Annotated in this window: 17 protein-coding genes; all 17 read left to right on the top strand. The window is 31.8% G+C overall.

The annotated features are described in order from the left end of the window. Positions 1-30: 30 nt before the first annotated feature. The 17 genes from EKH84_RS21460 to pseG all read left to right on the top strand — a co-directional run bounded on the left by EKH84_RS21460 (position 31) and on the right by pseG (position 16,608). Positions 31-1,131 carry a glycosyltransferase gene (locus EKH84_RS21460; RefSeq protein ID WP_190283424.1) on the top strand — a complete coding sequence of 367 codons (1,101 nt, stop codon included), beginning with the start codon at positions 31-33 and terminating at the stop codon, positions 1,129-1,131. Positions 1,132-1,153: 22 nt separating this feature from the next. Beyond that, a complete protein-coding gene (locus tag EKH84_RS21455; protein WP_127067863.1) occupies positions 1,154-1,585 on the top strand; it encodes a hypothetical protein in 432 nt (143 codons plus the stop codon). A gap of 131 nt (positions 1,586-1,716) precedes the next feature. Then, entirely contained in the window at positions 1,717-1,869 is a 153-nt protein-coding gene (gene rpmG, locus EKH84_RS21450) for a 50S ribosomal protein L33 (RefSeq protein WP_083801311.1), read from the top strand. A 36-nt stretch (positions 1,870-1,905) separates the two neighbouring features. Beyond that, on the top strand, positions 1,906-2,097 hold the full coding sequence (gene secE / locus EKH84_RS21445; RefSeq protein ID WP_013658526.1) for a preprotein translocase subunit SecE: 192 nt from the start codon (positions 1,906-1,908) through the stop codon (positions 2,095-2,097). A 14-nt stretch (positions 2,098-2,111) separates the two neighbouring features. Further along, positions 2,112-2,630, top strand: coding sequence for a transcription termination/antitermination protein NusG (nusG, locus tag EKH84_RS21440; protein ID WP_013658525.1), 519 nt, complete (start codon positions 2,112-2,114; stop codon positions 2,628-2,630). Positions 2,631-2,757: 127 nt separating this feature from the next. Continuing rightward, entirely contained in the window at positions 2,758-3,183 is a 426-nt protein-coding gene (gene rplK / locus EKH84_RS21435) for a 50S ribosomal protein L11 (RefSeq protein WP_127067862.1), read from the top strand. 95 nt (positions 3,184-3,278) lie between these two features. Beyond that, entirely contained in the window at positions 3,279-3,974 is a 696-nt protein-coding gene (gene rplA / locus EKH84_RS21430) for a 50S ribosomal protein L1 (RefSeq protein ID WP_013658523.1), read from the top strand. Positions 3,975-4,256: 282 nt separating this feature from the next. After that, positions 4,257-5,030, top strand: coding sequence for a glucose-1-phosphate cytidylyltransferase (rfbF, locus tag EKH84_RS21425; protein ID WP_127067861.1), 774 nt, complete (start codon positions 4,257-4,259; stop codon positions 5,028-5,030). Between the two features lie 30 nt (positions 5,031-5,060). Further along, positions 5,061-6,398 carry a lipopolysaccharide biosynthesis protein RfbH gene (gene rfbH / locus EKH84_RS21420; protein ID WP_127067860.1) on the top strand — a complete coding sequence of 446 codons (1,338 nt, stop codon included), beginning with the start codon at positions 5,061-5,063 and terminating at the stop codon, positions 6,396-6,398. Between the two features lie 48 nt (positions 6,399-6,446). Beyond that, positions 6,447-7,451 carry a UDP-N-acetylglucosamine 4,6-dehydratase (inverting) gene (pseB, locus tag EKH84_RS21415; RefSeq protein ID WP_127067859.1) on the top strand — a complete coding sequence of 335 codons (1,005 nt, stop codon included), beginning with the start codon at positions 6,447-6,449 and terminating at the stop codon, positions 7,449-7,451. A 67-nt stretch (positions 7,452-7,518) separates the two neighbouring features. Next, positions 7,519-9,324 (top strand): thiamine pyrophosphate-binding protein, encoded by a 1,806-nt coding sequence (locus EKH84_RS21410; protein WP_127067858.1) that lies wholly within the window; start codon positions 7,519-7,521, stop codon positions 9,322-9,324. Further along, the gene (locus EKH84_RS21405; protein WP_127067857.1) at positions 9,321-10,181 is read left to right on the top strand and encodes an NAD-dependent epimerase/dehydratase family protein; all 861 of its coding nucleotides are present in this window, start codon (positions 9,321-9,323) and stop codon (positions 10,179-10,181) included. The genes EKH84_RS21410 and EKH84_RS21405 overlap by 4 nt, the downstream gene beginning before the upstream one ends. After that, complete coding sequence (locus EKH84_RS21400) at positions 10,169-11,365, top strand: class I SAM-dependent methyltransferase (protein WP_127067856.1); 1,197 nt, start codon at positions 10,169-10,171, stop codon at positions 11,363-11,365. The genes EKH84_RS21405 and EKH84_RS21400 overlap by 13 nt, the downstream gene beginning before the upstream one ends. 13 nt (positions 11,366-11,378) lie before the next feature. After that, positions 11,379-12,590 (top strand): radical SAM protein, encoded by a 1,212-nt coding sequence (locus EKH84_RS21395; protein WP_127067855.1) that lies wholly within the window; start codon positions 11,379-11,381, stop codon positions 12,588-12,590. Positions 12,591-12,722: 132 nt separating this feature from the next. Next, positions 12,723-13,916 (top strand): UDP-4-amino-4,6-dideoxy-N-acetyl-beta-L-altrosamine transaminase, encoded by a 1,194-nt coding sequence (gene pseC, locus EKH84_RS21390; RefSeq protein ID WP_127067854.1) that lies wholly within the window; start codon positions 12,723-12,725, stop codon positions 13,914-13,916. A 26-nt stretch (positions 13,917-13,942) separates the two neighbouring features. Beyond that, a complete protein-coding gene (pseI, locus tag EKH84_RS22790) occupies positions 13,943-15,571 on the top strand; it encodes a pseudaminic acid synthase (protein ID WP_127067853.1) in 1,629 nt (542 codons plus the stop codon). Further along, positions 15,565-16,608 carry a UDP-2,4-diacetamido-2,4,6-trideoxy-beta-L-altropyranose hydrolase gene (pseG, locus tag EKH84_RS21380; protein WP_127067852.1) on the top strand — a complete coding sequence of 348 codons (1,044 nt, stop codon included), beginning with the start codon at positions 15,565-15,567 and terminating at the stop codon, positions 16,606-16,608. Before pseI ends, pseG begins: the two co-directional genes overlap by 7 nt. Positions 16,609-16,639: the final 31 nt, after the last annotated feature.

Here is a 16,639-nt window from a genome sequence, read left to right as displayed (position 1 = left end):
GAAAACCATATGAAAGTAAAGGAAGAGGAAATGTCAGATACAATGAAACTATCCTTGGTAATGATTGTAAGAAATGAAGAGAGATGTTTAAAGAGATGCCTTATAAGTGCTAAAAGTTATGTAGATGAAATAGTTATTGTAGATACAGGTTCGACAGATAAAACCAAAGAGATTGCAAAGGAATTTGGAGCTAAGATATTTGATTTTGAGTGGTGCAATGACTTTTCTAAAGCCCGCAATTATGGGTTAGAGCAATCCACAGGTGATTGGAATCTTATTCTAGATGCAGATGAATATATCACAAAGTTAGATAAAAGCACACTTGTGACTTTTATGAAAAATCCCAATAAATTAGGAGCGATTAAGGTCGTAAATGTTCTAAATAAAGAAGGAGAAACAAATTATTCAAAGGTATTTCTTGCAAGGCTATTACCTAAAGGAATAAGATACATAAGAAGTATTCACGAGCAGCCGGATACTATCTTGCCTAGTGTAAAACTGCCTATAGAAGTAGAACACGATGGTTATTTAAATGAAGTAGCTAAAGTAAAAAGGAACTTATTATTACTACAAGAGCAAGAAAAAAAATATCCAAATGATAGTTATATTTTGTATCAGCTTGCTTATACCCTTTATTTAGATAAGGAATATAAAAAAGCAGATGAATATTTTAAACGTTTTTATAAGTTAGCTCCCCCTGAGAGTGAATATAGAAAAGCAGGAATTATCTCATATATAGAAAACAATACTTTGTTAAAAAGGTTCGAAGAAGGGCATAAGCTAATCGAAAGAGAAGAAATCCATTTGCAAGATTCAAGTGAGTTTTACTTTGTATGTGCGGCTTTTTATAGGGAATATGTATTAGATGATGTAAAGAAAAACATACAATTTTTGCCTTATGTAGAGCAATGTTATCTAGAATGTCTCAATATTGGTGAGACAGATAAGTATGATGGGGCCATTGGAACAGGGAGTTATTTAGCAGCACATAACTTAGGGGTTTGGTATGAAGTAACTAAGAAATACGAAAAGGCATTAGAATGTTATAATAAAGCAATAGAATGGCAATATGAGAAAGCAAAAGTGAGAAGAAAAGAAGTAGTGGCAATGTTAAATCACAAAGAACAGTGATTTTCTAAGAGGAGGAAGAGATATGGAGGCGTTGGTTAAGCAGTTAGAAGAAATTTATACTTTATTGGAACAAATAAATAGCATTACTACCAATCAAACGACTATACTGCTACAAACCAGGGAAAGTAGGCAGGAAGTAAATGAAGTTTTAGATATGTTAGAAAGTATGCTAAACTATAAAGATGAGTTAATTACACTAGTAGAAGCTAAAGAACAAAGTTTTGAAGGAGAGTATGCTAAATATAAGGGTAGAATTACAAATCCGAGGTATATTAATCTATTTAAGGAATGGGTAGAACGTATTCTAACAACTAAACAAACTATTGTAGAAGCAGAACAAAATAATGTAATTATAATGAAAAGCCTATCGAAGGCACATGCATCAAAGGTATCTATTCCTAAAAAGCCTAATGAAGTTGTAGCTGTTTACCAAAAACAAAAAACAAAAACCTAAATTTTACAAAAAAATCTAAAACAATAAACTTGACGACCTATTTAATATTATGGTATATTTAGTTTGTACCTAAATAGGTCTTTTTTTTATGGCAATTTTTAAAAGAGATTTACTCAAGTGGAGGTGTCAACGTGAGAGTACAAATTACTTTAGCTTGCGAAGATTGCAAGCGCAGAAACTACAACATGACTAAGGATAAAAAAACACATCCTGACCGCATGGAAACAAAGAAATACTGCAGATTCTGTAAAACACACACATTACACAAAGAAACTAAAAAATAGTTATGTGTAAAAGTACGCCAGGGAGGAAGTGGATTTATGATAGGGTTTTTTAAAGACTTTATTGCTGAAAGCAAACGAGTTGTATGGCCTAACAAAGAGGAACTTACTAAATTGACCTTAAATGTTTTAGGATTATCTATTATTGTAGCAATTATAATCTATATCATGGACTTTGCTATTAATGGCGGAATTGGAGTTCTTGAGAACTTAATTAAAGGATTATTATAATGGAGGAACGATCTATGGAAAAGGCGAGATGGTATGTAGTTCATACTTTTTCAGGATATGAAAACAAAGTAAAAGCAAATATTGAAAAAGCGATTAAAAATCGTAATATGGAAGAGCTCATCCATGCCGTTGAAGTTCCTTTGCAACAAGAAGTAGAAGAAAAGAATGGTGTTAAAAAGACTGTTCAACGTAAAACATTCCCTGGTTATGTATTAGTTAAGATGGTAATGACTGATGATACTTGGTATGTAGTGAGAAACACTAGAGGAGTTACAGGATTTGTTGGGCCAGACTCTAAACCAGTTAGTCTTTCATTAGAAGAAGTAAAGAACATGGGGATCGAACTTTACGGACCAGCTCCTAAGGTTAAGATAGGAGATGCAGTAACCCTACTTACAGGAGCCTTTGAAAATTCTGAAGGAATTGTTAAAGAAATTCACCAATCTAAAGGTACCATTGTTGTATCAGTAAGCGGATTTGGTAGAGAGTTCCCTGTTGAGATTAGTATGAATCAAGTAGAAATATTTGAGTAGTGCTTCTCAAAAGGAAGCTACACTTAATTAAATGTAGACTTCAATATATGAGTAATCATTAAATTACAAAGCGCGCGAGTGGGAGGGAATTCCCCGCGAATACCACATTTTTTAGGAGGTAACGGTAATGGCAAAAAAAGTTACAGGTATGATTAAATTACAAATTGCAGCTGGTAAGGCAACACCAGCTCCACCAGTTGGTCCAGCACTTGGTCAACACGGTGTAAATATCGTTCAATTTACAAAAGAGTTTAATGAAAGAACAGCTAAAGATACAGGTCTTATCATTCCAGTAGTAATTACTGTATATGCAGACAGATCTTTCTCTTTCATTACAAAAACTCCACCAGCAGCAGTTCTTTTAAAGAAAGCATGCAAACTTGAGTCTGGTTCTCCAAACTCTATCAAACAAAAAGTTGCAACAATTTCTAAAGAAGAAATTACAAAAATTGCAGAACTTAAAATGCCTGACTTAAACGCAGGTAGCCTTGAAGCAGCTATCAGCATGATCGCTGGTACAGCTCGTTCAATGGGTATCACAGTTCAAGAATAATTATTAATCGGTTTTTAATCAATTTATAAATTAGGCGCGTAAACTTATTTACGTGGGAGGGCACTGCCCCGCTAATACCACAAGGAGGTAAAGTGATGAAAAGAGGAAAAAAATATATTGAAGCTGCTAAATTAGTAGACCGTGCAGCGGTTTATGATCCAGCAGAAGTATTTGAATTAGTAGGAAAAACATCAACTGCTAAATTTGATGAAACAGTTGAAGCTCACATTAAATTAGGTGTAGACAGCCGTCATGCTGATCAACAAGTTCGTGGTGCTATCGTATTACCACATGGTACAGGTAAAACTCAAAGAGTTTTAGTATTCGCTAAAGGTGCAAAAGCTGATGAAGCTTTAGCAGCAGGCGCTGACTTCGTTGGTGGAGAGGATTTAATTCCAAAAATCCAAGGCGAAGGTTGGTTTGAATTTGACGTTGTAGTAGCAACTCCAGATATGATGGGTGTTGTTGGGCGTTTAGGCCGCGTACTTGGACCAAAAGGTTTAATGCCAAACCCTAAAGCTGGTACAGTTACTATGGACGTAACAAAAGCAATCAATGATATCAAAGCAGGTAAAATCGAATACCGTCTTGACAAAACAAACATTATCCACGTTCCAATTGGTAAAGTATCATTTGGTGCTGAAAAATTACAAGACAACTTCCACACATTAATGAGTGCAGTTATAAAAGCAAAACCAGCTGCTGCAAAAGGTCAATACCTTCGTAGCATCTCAGTATCAACTACAATGGGTCCTGGAATCAAAGTAAACCCAATGAAAGCTGATCAATAAGAAATTAAAAATAACAAATAGAAAACTGTCATATGTCTTTAAGTAGATATATGGCAGTTTTTTACAATATATAAATAATAGTGTATAATAAAGTTAATTAGCGAGGATTTTTAATCTTTTTAGCTAACATTAAAATTAAAGATAGAAATAGGTCATAGCAGATAGCAGATAGCAGAAGTAAAAGTAGAGTACTATATGATTAGAATATAATAATATGAGCGGGAATTGACGATATATAATATAAAACATAAAAATTTAGAATGACCAAAAGGAATGATAAACATGAAGGTAGTTATTTTGGCAGGTGGTTTGGGAACTAGAATTAGTGAAGAAAGTCATTTAAAACCAAAGCCAATGATTGAAATAGGAGGAAAACCTATTCTCTGGCATATAATGAAGATGTATAGTGGCTATGGGTTTAATGAATTTATTATTTGTTTGGGATACAAGGGGTATGTGGTTAAAGAGTATTTTGCTAATTATTATTTACATATGTCAGATATAACATATGATTTTAAAAATGGAAATGAGATGACAATACATCAAAATGTAGCAGAACCATGGAGAGTCACTTTAGTAGATACAGGGTTAAATGCACAAACTGGCGCACGATTAAAAAAAGTGCAAAAATACATAGGTGAAGAAGCTTTCATGATGACATATGGGGACGGAGTTTCAGATGTTGATTTAGAGGCTCTTATAGAACACCATAAGAAGTGTAAGAAGCTACTAACTTTAACAGCTGTACAGCCAGAGGGAAGATTTGGTGTATTAGATATTAATGATAACTATGAAGTAGAAAGTTTTAGGGAGAAGGCAAAAGAGGATGGTGGCTGGATTAATGCAGGATTTATGGTATTAGAGCCAGAAGTTTTCGAGTATTTATCAGATGAGGATGAATGTATCTTTGAGCAAATACCATTAAGAAATATTTCTCAAAATAAGCAGTTAAATGCATATAAGCATAGTGGTTTTTGGAAATGCATGGATACCTTAAGAGATAAAAATAATTTGGAGGCTATATGGGAAAGTGGTAATGTACCATGGATAAAATAAATTGATATGGTTGAGAAAGGGATATATAAGATGTTTGATGGAAAGACAGAAAATCAAGCTAAAGAAATGATTCTAGAAATGGTTGGGGAGTATTATAAACATTTTCATGATAAAAATAGCAATTATCAAGTTGGAGACAGAATAGCTTATGCAAAACGTGTATATGATGAAAATGAAATGAAGAATCTAGTGGATGCATCTTTGGATTTTTGGCTCACATCAGGAGAATATACTGAGAAATTTGAGAAAAAATTTGCTGAGTTTTTACATATAAAGTATTGTAGTTTGGTTAATTCGGGCTCAAGTGCTAATTTACTTGCATTTATGACGTTAACCTCACCTTTGTTGGGAGAACGCATGATTAGACGAGGTGATGAAGTAATCACAGTGGCTTGTGGATTTCCAACTACAGTGACGCCCATACTTCAATATGGTGCAGTTCCTGTTTTTGTAGATGTAACAATACCTCAATACAATATCAATATTGCAAAATTGGAAGAAGCACTTTCAAGTAAAACAAAAGCAGTAATGATTGCACATACTATGGGAAATCCTTTTGACCTTGCAGCAGTGAAAAATTTTTGTGATCAGCACAATTTATGGTTGATAGAAGATAATTGTGATGCATTAGGAAGTAGGTATGCATTAAATGGGAAGGAGTATTATACAGGAACTATTGGAGATATAGGTACTTCTAGTTTCTATCCACCTCATCATATGACAATGGGAGAAGGTGGTGCTGTTTATACAAACAACCCATTGTTAAATAAAATAATTCGTTCCTTAAGAGACTGGGGAAGAGATTGCATTTGTGCTTCGGGTCAAGATAATCTATGTAAGCATAGATTTGATAAGCAGTATGGACAATTACCTATGGGTTATGATCATAAATACGTTTATAGCCATTTTGGATATAATCTCAAGGCTACAGATATGCAAGCAGCTATTGGGTGTGCACAGTTAGACAAGATACAAGTTTTCATTGAGAAAAGGCAACATAATTTTGAATATCTTAGAAAAGGTTTAGAGCATCTTGAAACGCGATTAATATTACCTGTAGCGTGTGAAAATAGTCAACCGAGCTGGTTTGGATTTCTGCTTACTTGTAAGTCAGGGGTAGATAGAAATAGGGTTGTACAGTATTTAGAGGATAAGGGGATACAGACTAGAACACTGTTTGCAGGGAATTTAATCAAACATCCATGTTTTGATCATGTTCGTGAAGCAGAAGGCGGATATCGTATTGTAGGAAGTTTAAGTAATACTAACTATATTATGGAAAATAGCTTTTGGATAGGCGTATATCCAGGTATGACTATTGAAATGATGGATTATATGCAAGAAGCAATATGTAAAGTGGTAGAGTAAGTAGTAGGTAGTATATTATTCGAAAGTAGGAAGGAAGTAAGAAGTTATATGTTTAAAGGAAAGAGAATTTTAGTTACAGGCGGGACAGGCTCTTTTGGTCAAAAATTTACAAGAAGATTATTGGATGAATATGAATTCGAAAGGCTTATTATTTTTTCTAGAGACGAGTTCAAACAATATACAATGAAAAATGAACTTATTAAAGAATATGGTGAAGAAAAAATAAAAAAATTAAGATTTTTTATCGGAGACGTAAAAGATAAAGATAGATTACAGCGAGCTTTTTATGCTGTGGATTACGTGATTCATGCAGCAGCTATGAAGCATGTGCCTATATGCGAATATAACCCATTTGAAGCTATTAAAACTAATATTCATGGAGCGCAAAATGTAATAGATGCTGCCCTTGATCAAAAAGTAAAAAAGGTTGTTGCATTATCTACAGATAAAGCAGTAAATCCTATTAATTTATATGGGGGAACCAAACTAGTATCGGATAAGTTATTTGTGGCAGCTAATGCATATACAGCGTCTAAGGAAACGGTGTTTTCAATAGTGAGATATGGAAATGTGGCAGGAAGTAGAGGTTCGGTAATTCCTTTATTCAAAAAAATAATAAATGAAGGAGTTAAATCTCTTCCAATTACGGATATGAGAATGACTAGGTTTTGGATTACATTGGATGAAGGGGTGGATTTAGTCATTAAAGCTTTAAAGGATTCTAAAGGTGGAGAAACTTACATTTCTAAAATTCCTTCTTTTAATATTACGGATTTAGCTAGGGCTATAGGAGGGGAAGAGATTGAGTTAGAAGAAATAGGTATACGTGAAGGAGAGAAGCTTCATGAAATAATGGTTACAACAGATGATTCTAGTCATACATATGAATATGAAAAGCACTATATTATATATCCGCAATATGATTGGTGGAATGTAGAAGATTATTATGAAGTAGGTGGTAAAATTGTTCAGCCAGGGTTTGAATATAATTCAGGAACCAATAAAGAATGGTTATCAGTAGAAGAATTAAAACAATTACTTGAGCAATTATAGTTTTAAAGGGGAAGTAGAGTTTAATCCAAGGATAAATAAAAAATATAAAAAGTAAGGAAGTAGTTAAATGAAAGTTTCTGATTATGTAGCAGAGTTTATTGTTAAACTTGGAGTTAAAGATATATTTTTAATTTCGGGTGGAGGAATGATGCATTTATTAGATTCAGTAGGAAAGAATAATAATCTAAACTTGGTTTGCAATTTAAATGAACAAGCTAGTTCTATATGTGCAGATAGCTATGCTCAGTATACTAATAATATAGGAGTTTGTATGTTGACTACAGGACCTGGAGGGACGAATGCAGTTACTGGAATAGCTGCTTCTTATTTAGATTCAGTACCTGTATTAGCAATATCAGGACAATGCAAGACAGCAGACTTTGCCTCCTTAAGAAATGTAAGACAATTTGGAGCACAAGAAGTAGATATTGTATCTATTGTAAAACCTATTACTAAATATGCTGTAAAAATTACCAATAAAGAAGAAGTACGTTATCACTTAGAAAAGGCTGTATATTTAGCGAGAACTGGGCGTAAAGGGCCGGTTTGGTTGGATATTCCGTTGGATATTCAAGCAGCTCAAATTGAGCCAGAAAAATTGGAAGGGTTTAATCCTCTTGAAGAAGATTTATCAATGATAAAGGAAGATTTAGTTTCAGCCATAAGCAGAATATATGAGCTATTAATGAATTCTAAAAGACCAGTTATATTAATTGGCGGAGGAGTAGTGAGCGCTGGGGCACAAGAAGAAATTAAAAGATTAGTAAAAAAACTGCATATTCCTGTTTTAGCTACATGGAGAGCTAAAGATATGTTTGCAGAAGATAATTTGTTGTATTTTGGGGCACCAGGTATTCCTACCACTAGATATTCTAACTATGTATTACAAAATAGCGATTTATTGATTATTATCGGAACGAGATTAAACCCAGTATTAACTGCATATGACGAACCTCATTTTGGTTTTCAAGCTAAAAAAGTAATTATAGACATTGATGAAAACGAAATTAATAAATTAAATATGGAGTTTATAGAAAAAGTTTGTACTGATGCAAGGCTGTTTATAAGTAAAATGTTAGAAAGATGTGACGAATATTCTTTGCCAGAATATACAACTTGGATCAATTTCTGTCAGCAAATGAAACAAAAATATCCATTACTAGAAGAAAAACAACCGGTGGACAATGAGGGGTTAACTGATGGATATTATTTTATGAATAAATTATCAGAGTATTGTAATGAAAAGGACGTAATTATTGGAGCTTCTTCTGGAAGAGCTTGTGGTATTTCTCATATGGCATTTGAACTAAAAGAAGGACAAAGGTTTATGGCATCACTTGGATTGGGATCTATGGGCTTTGTTGTACCAGCTGCTATTGGGGGGTGTTTAGCTAGTGGTAAAAGACGAACTATCGCATTAGAGGGTGATGGAAGTTTACAACATAATATTCAAGAATTACAACTTATTAAAAATTATGATTTGCCAATAAAATTATTCATACTTTCAAATAGCGGTTATGCCTCTATCTATATGATGCAAAAGAATAATTTTAAAAGTCAATTTGCTGCTTGTGATGCTCAAACCTATGTAAGTTTTCCGAAAGTAGAAGATATAGCTAAAACATATGAGCTGAATTATTATTGCATAGAAAACAATGAAGATGTTGAACGTGTGCTATCGAAAGTAATGAGTGATTCAAAACCTATATTATGTGAGATAAAGGCATCTATTTATTTTGATGAAATTCCTAAGTCTATGACTGTAGCTCATCCAAATGGAACATTTTCTTCTTCTAAATTAGAAAATTTATATCCTTTTTTATCGGAAGAGGAGCTGAGAGAAAATATGCCGCAATGGGAGAATGATAAATGAAACGCATTTTACTAACTGGAGGAAATGGGTTTATTGGAAGAAATATTAAAGAACAATTAGGTAAGGAGTATGACCTAGTAGCTCCTTCTAGTGAGGAATTAGACTTATTAGATATTGATTCAGTAGGGCAATATATAAGGCAATATAAAATCACAGATATTATTCACACTGCTGTATATAATCAGAGAAGAAGAGATGTTAATCCAAGAATGGATTTAAGTTGTAATCTTAAGATGTTTTATAATTTGATTGAGTATGCAGGTGAAATAGATAAGGTCATTTATTTTGGCTCAGGAGCCGAATATGATAAAAGATATCCTATACAGAATTTTAAAGAAGAAGATTTTGGAAGAAGGGTTCCGAACTTAAATGACTATTCACTAAGTAAGTACATAATGAATTTAGAGACTAGAAAATCTAGCAATATTTATAATCTAAGATTATTTGGCGTATATGGCAAATATGAAAATCATAAAGCGTGTTTTCCTTCTCATTTGTGTTTATCTGCATTAAAGGGAAAAACACTCACTATAAGACAGAATTGTATATTTGACTTCTTATATGTGGATGATTTGATAACACCAGTTAAATGGGTTTTAGAAAATAAACCACAATATCAAGATTATAACGTGTGCACAGCCTCTCCGATAGAATTATCAAAAATGGCAGAAATTATTAAAGTTATTTCTGGGAAACAAATAGAAGTAGCCTGTTTAATGGAGGGGATGAATTTTGAGTATACAGGAGATAATAAACGTCTTAATAAAGAAATAGAATTGCGGCTTACACCTATAGAATGTGGACTGGAAAAGCTTTTTGAATATTATAAAGGAAGGCAAGTACTATGGAGAGAATAGAAAAAAGAAACTGTCCAATATGCGATCATTATAATAATGAAATTTTATTTAGTCAGGAATTTGTTGACATAAAAGAAGTGACATTTTTAAGAGGATATGAAGTAGTTGTATGTAACAATTGTGGCTTTTTATATGCAGATGATATTCCGGGGCAAAAAGAGTTTGATTTATATTATAAAAATTGTTCAAAATATGAAGTTAAAGCAGATGAGTTAACAGACAGTCAAATTTCAAGGTTTCAAGCTTCATTAAATTTTATTGAAGAGTGCATTAATAATGAAGAGATAAATTTTGAAGAATTTAGAATAGTTGATATTGGATGTGCCACAGGCGATTTTTTAAGATTTTTAAAGGGAAAAGGCTATCAAGATTTAAATGGAATAGATCCATCACCTCTTTGTGTCAAACTAATGAAAGATAATCATATTAATGCTAAGCAAGCAACCATTAATGAATTAGAGGAACATGAAAAGTATGATTTTATTAGACTTAATGCTGTTTTAGAACATGTAGTAGATTTAAATTATTCAATTACTCAATTAAAAAAAATATTAAATAAGGGAGGATACTTATATTTATCAGTTCCCAATGTACAAGGATTTAAAGAGTTAGTGAATTGCCCTTTTCAAGAATTTAGTGTAGAACATATTAATTATTTTTCAAAGAATTCATTAAGTAATTTGATGAGAAAACATGGATTCACTTTAATTGAGTATCAAATCAATCATAATAAACTATATAGTGAGTTAGAAACAATATTTAGATATGATGATGATGTAACCAAGAACAATGAGAAAATAGTAGATGATCAAGAAGCAATAGAGAGTATTAAGGAGTATATTGTTCGAAATTATAGATTAGAGCGAGAGGTAAATGAAAAAATAAAGAGTAGGATACAAGAACAAGAGCCTATTATTGTTTGGGGAGTAGGGACTCACACATTAAGACAGCTTGCAAAAGGACAGTTGAGAAAATGTAATATAAAACTATTTGTAGATAGTAATTTGCATTACCAAAATAAGCAATATAATGGAATACCTATTATCTCGCCGGAACAATTATATGAGTATAATTATAAAATTTTAATATCATCCTATTATGGTCAAGATTCAATAGTAGATTATATAAATAAGGTGCTGAAATTAAATAATGAAATAGTTACACTTTATAATGTAGAGAACTAAGGAGAAAATAATATTGAATACAGAAATTAGAAATTTAACTCAATGGCAAGAAAAATTTCCAATGGGATTTAAAGAAATTGCAGTAGATATTACCGGCTTTTGTAATGCAAAGTGTAAATATTGTCCATCAGGTAATGATTTATCTCATAGAGGAGAATTTATTGATATACAAAAATATAAATCTATATTAAAGAAGCTGATAGAATATAAAATGCTAACGCTGAATACTAATTTTCATATATATGCATTAGGAGAGCCATTATTGCATCCTAATTTAAATAGCATATTAAGTGTTAATAGAGAGATGGATATAAAAACAGATATTAGTACAAATGCAAGTGTTATTCCTAATATTAATCAAGAAAATATTACATATATAAAAAGAGTATTAATTTCTATGCCTGGTTTTTCACAGGATTCATACAATAGAATCCATGGATTTAATTTTGAAAAAATCAAGTCAAATATTTTGGCATTGAGAGAAAAGTTAAAGACTGTTCCATTCGATATGACATATCATATTTATCAATTTAATCAAAACGAAATTGAGGATGCCAGGAAATTCTGCGATAAATATGATATTAGATTTGCACCAAATTATGCAGTTTTATTTGATAAGAACAAATGCAGAGAATATGTAAATAATCAAATTCCATATGAAGAATTTAAACAGATGTCAAAAGAATTACTATTAAATGTATTAGATGAACAGATCAAGGCATCACCAAGAGATTATTGTGATTTTAGAGAAAAATTCTTATCAATTAATGTAGATGGAAACGTTAGAGTATGTAATTGTTTTAGTAAAGAATATGAAAAAAATATTATTTGTGGAAATATATTAGAGGACAATGTAGACGATATCTTAAATAAAAAATATCATTTTACGTATTGTAATGAGTGTATAAAGTTAGGGTTAACTTTAGGAGAAGGTTATGATTGCAAAGTATTTCCAGATTATTATTTTGACTTATTAAAGGAAAATGAGTATTATAAAAACTACTTGAAAGATGAAGAGCTTACAGAAGCCATGGATAAGATTGCTTTTATGCATCAAGTTCGTAAATGGGAAAGCTATCACTATTCTAATGAACAACTGGATGAGTTAATAGAATTAATGAATCAACTTAATTTAAATGAGTATGAAGTCAAAAATATAATTACGCAATACGGTAGATTTAGGCATGCTACATATGAAAAATTAAGTAATATATTGAATAAGTAGATTTGTAAAGTAGATGAAAGTAGTTGGATTAAAAGATAATATCTAGCTACTTTCATGTTTTATACAAGGAAATTAATATTTATGGTACATATTCAGGTAAGATATAGTACTAGGAACGAAAGAGGTATTGAGATGCAAAAATTAGCTATTTTAGGCGGAAGTCCTATAAGAGAAAAGCCTATTTATTATGGAAAACAGTATATTGATGAAGACGATATAATGGCGGTAGTAGAGACTTTAAAACAACCATTAATAACCTCAGGTCCTAAAATTGATGAAGTTGAAGAAAAAATATGTGAAATAACAGGTGCTAAATATGCAGTGGTAGTAGCAAATGGAACTGCGGCACTTCATATCGCTTGTATGTCATTGGGAATAGGTGAGGGCGATGAAGTTATTACGACACCATTAACGTTTGTAGCTTCTGCTAATTCTATATTATACTGTGGAGCGAAAGTAGTTTTTGCTGATGTAAATCCTTATACATATAATATTTGTGTAGAAGATATTAAAAGAAAAATAACTTCAAGGACAAAGGCAATAATTGCAGTAGACTTTACTGGACAAGCAGCAGAATTAGATAAGATAAGAGAAATTTGCAAACAAAATAATCTGTATTTTATAGAAGATGCAGCCCACGCAATAGGTACAAGATATGATGGAGCGGCTGTTGGAAGTATAGCTGATGTAACTTGTTTTAGTTTTCATCCTGTAAAAACTGTAACATCAGGAGAAGGGGGAGCTGTTACTACTAATGACATTGATATATATAGGAAATTAAAATTGCTCACAGGACATGGGATTACTCGTGATCAAGAAATGATGATAGAGGAACCACATGGTAGTTGGTATTATGAGCAAATAGCATTAGGGTTTAATTATAGAATGACGGACTTTCAAGCTGCATTACTTATAAGTCAATTAAATAAATTAAGCGAATTTTCTTCTAAAAGAAAGCAAATAATTCAATGTTATAACAATGCCTTTAAGGACATAGATGAGATTATATTACAAAAAAATCATCCTAAATCTGATACGACTCCACATTTATATATCATTCAGCTAGATTTAGATAAGTTAAATTGTACACGAAAAGAATTTTTTGATGCAATGAAGGCTGAGGGAATTAATTGTCAAATTCATTATATTCCTGTATATTATCATCCTTATTATAGTAAGCTGGGATATAAAAAAGGAATTTGTAGTAATGCAGAAAAAGTATATGAAAGAATCATGAGTATTCCACTGTATTACGAGATGAAAGATGAAGATATAAATGACGTAGTAGATGCGGTGAAAAAGATAGTAGAATGGTATAGAAAGTAAGTTAGAATGGTATTAGGAGGAATGATATGAGACTATGGGATAAAATTTCAAGGGGAGAAGTATATTTTATTGCAGAAATGAGTGCAAATCATGGTGGTAAGTTAGAAAATGCTTTAGAAATTGTACAGGCTGCTAAGGAAGCTGGTGCAGATTGTCTCAAAATACAAACCTATACAGCGGATACCATGACAATCAATAGCACCACAAAGTGGTTTAAGATAAAAGGTGGCTTATGGGATGGATATAATTTATATCAATTATATGAAGATGCATATACGCCATGGGAGTGGCAGTGTGCTATAAAAGAAAAATGTGATGAATTAGAAATAGATTTTATTTCTACACCCTTTGATGTAACTGCTGTAGATTTTTTAGAAGGACTAGAGTGTGAAGCTTATAAAATTGCAAGTTTTGAACTTGTAGACATTCCTCTTATTGAATATGTAGCTAGCAAAGGCAAACCTATAATTATTTCCTGTGGTATGGGAAGTGTTGAGGAAATACAGGATGCAGTAGAGGCATGCAAGCGTATGGGAAATGAAATGGTTATTTTGTTAAAGTGTTGTAGTTCATATCCTGCTGATTGGAAAGATATGAATTTATCTACTATCCAAGATATGAAAAACAGGTTTGGAGTATCAATAGGACTTTCAGATCATAGTATGGGAAGTTTAGCTGCCGTTGTAGGAGCGAGTCAAGGAGCGTGTGTGGTAGAAAAGCATTTTTGTTTATCTAGAGAAATTAAAACATGTGACAGTGAATTTTCAATGGAACCTGAGGAATTTGCGACTATGATTAAAGAAGTAAATGCTGCAAAAGCAATTATAGGGGAAGTGTCATACGACTTGAATTCAAATGAAAAGCAGTCTATGGTGTTTCGTAGATCCTTATTTGTGGTAAAGGATATAAAAAAAGGAGAGCCGTTTACTACTGAAAATATTAAAGTAATAAGGCCGGGATATGGTATTCTGCCTAAGTATAGAGAGTCAGTACTCAATATGAAGGCTAAAAAGAATATTATGGCAGGCACCCCTTTAACCTTTGAATTATGTGAAGAAGAAAGTATAGTTTTTCTTACTAATAATGAAAATACCACAATGTTGTATGAATGGTTGTGTAACAGAGAAGAATACGTTATTCACTTTAAAGAAAAAATCTCATTGGAAATTATTAAGGCTATTAAACCTAAATTTATTATTAGTTTTAACTATAAACATATTATAGATGAAGATATTATAGAGTATATGGGGAATAGAATTATTAATTTACATATTTCGTATTTACCATATAATCGTGGTTGGGCGCCAAATTATTTTAGTTTTATTGAGGATACACCTAAAGGTGTTACTATACATAGAGTAGACAAAGGATTAGATACCGGAGAAATTTTGTGTCAGAAAGAAATGTTTTTTGATGAAGGTAAAGAGACATTTAGCACAAGTTATAATAAATTAATAGATGAAATATGTGAATTATTTAAGGAAAATTGGAATGATATAAAATGTAATAAAATAGAAGGGATTCCACAACCCAAGAAGGGAACTTATCATACAAAAAAGCAGTTACAGGAGATATATGACAAATCCCCCTTTTCTTGGCATGAAATTGTAGCTGATTATAAGAAGAGAGGTATACAGGCAGAAAAAGAATGTTAGAAGGTGAAAGATTGATTGCTTTTAGAGTTGATGGTAACGATAAGATATGTTCAGGGCACGTTATGCGTTGTCTAGCTATAGCAAAGGCATTAAATAATAAAAAGCAACAGTGCATATTTATAATTGCAGACGGTATAATGAAAGAAATAATTGAGAAAAATGGATTTGATGTTATTTGTTTAGATACACAGTGGGATAATATGGAAGATGAGATTTCTGTCTTAATTCCTAAGTTAGAGAAAATAAAGCCGAAGCTCATTATAGTTGATAGTTATTATGTTACTCAAAAATATATGAATGATATTAAAGAGACTGTAAAACTTGCATACATTGATGATATAAATGCCTTTGAATATAGGTGTGACCTATTAATTAATTATAGTATTTATGGGAATGAAATGAAATATACAGGAGTAGAGAAAGAAAAACAATTAATTGGATGCAAGTATGTTCCATTAAGAAGTGAATTTCAGGATGTTGGAAAAAGGAAAATAAAAGATGAAGTAAAAGATATTTTGATATCTACGGGGGGGGCAGATATATATGGTATAGGACCTCGATTAGTAGATTCATTAATAGAAATAGCAAATAGAAATAATATAGTTATACATATAGTTTCTGGAAGTTTAAATAGTCAAAGAGAAATGTTAAGAAGGCAGTCAAGAAAATATAATAATTTAATAGTACATGAGAATGTTACAGAAATGTGTAAACTCATGTGCAAGTGTGATATGGCCATTTCTGCCAGTGGAAGTACATTGTATGAGTTATGTGCTACGGGTATGCCTACTATTTCATATTTTTTTGCAGATAATCAGATTTATAATAGTATGGCTTTTGAAAAGAATAATATTATTCCTACAGCAGGAGATTGGAGAGAAAATGCAGAACAAGTCATATATAATATAATAAATTTTACAGAAGATATGATTAATAACAGACACAAAAGAATAGCGTTATCTGAAAAAATGCAAACAATAGTAGATGGAAAAGGTGCACAAAGATTAGCAGATTATATAGTACGGTATATAGAATAAAATATTGGGATACTTCTAATGGAATTAAGAG

This window comes from Cellulosilyticum sp. WCF-2 (assembly GCF_003990395.1).
GTDB lineage: Bacteria > Bacillota > Clostridia > Lachnospirales > Cellulosilyticaceae > Cellulosilyticum > Cellulosilyticum lentocellum.
The sequence above is the reverse complement of the archived record's forward strand: the minus strand, read 5'-3'. Positions and strand labels throughout refer to the sequence as shown.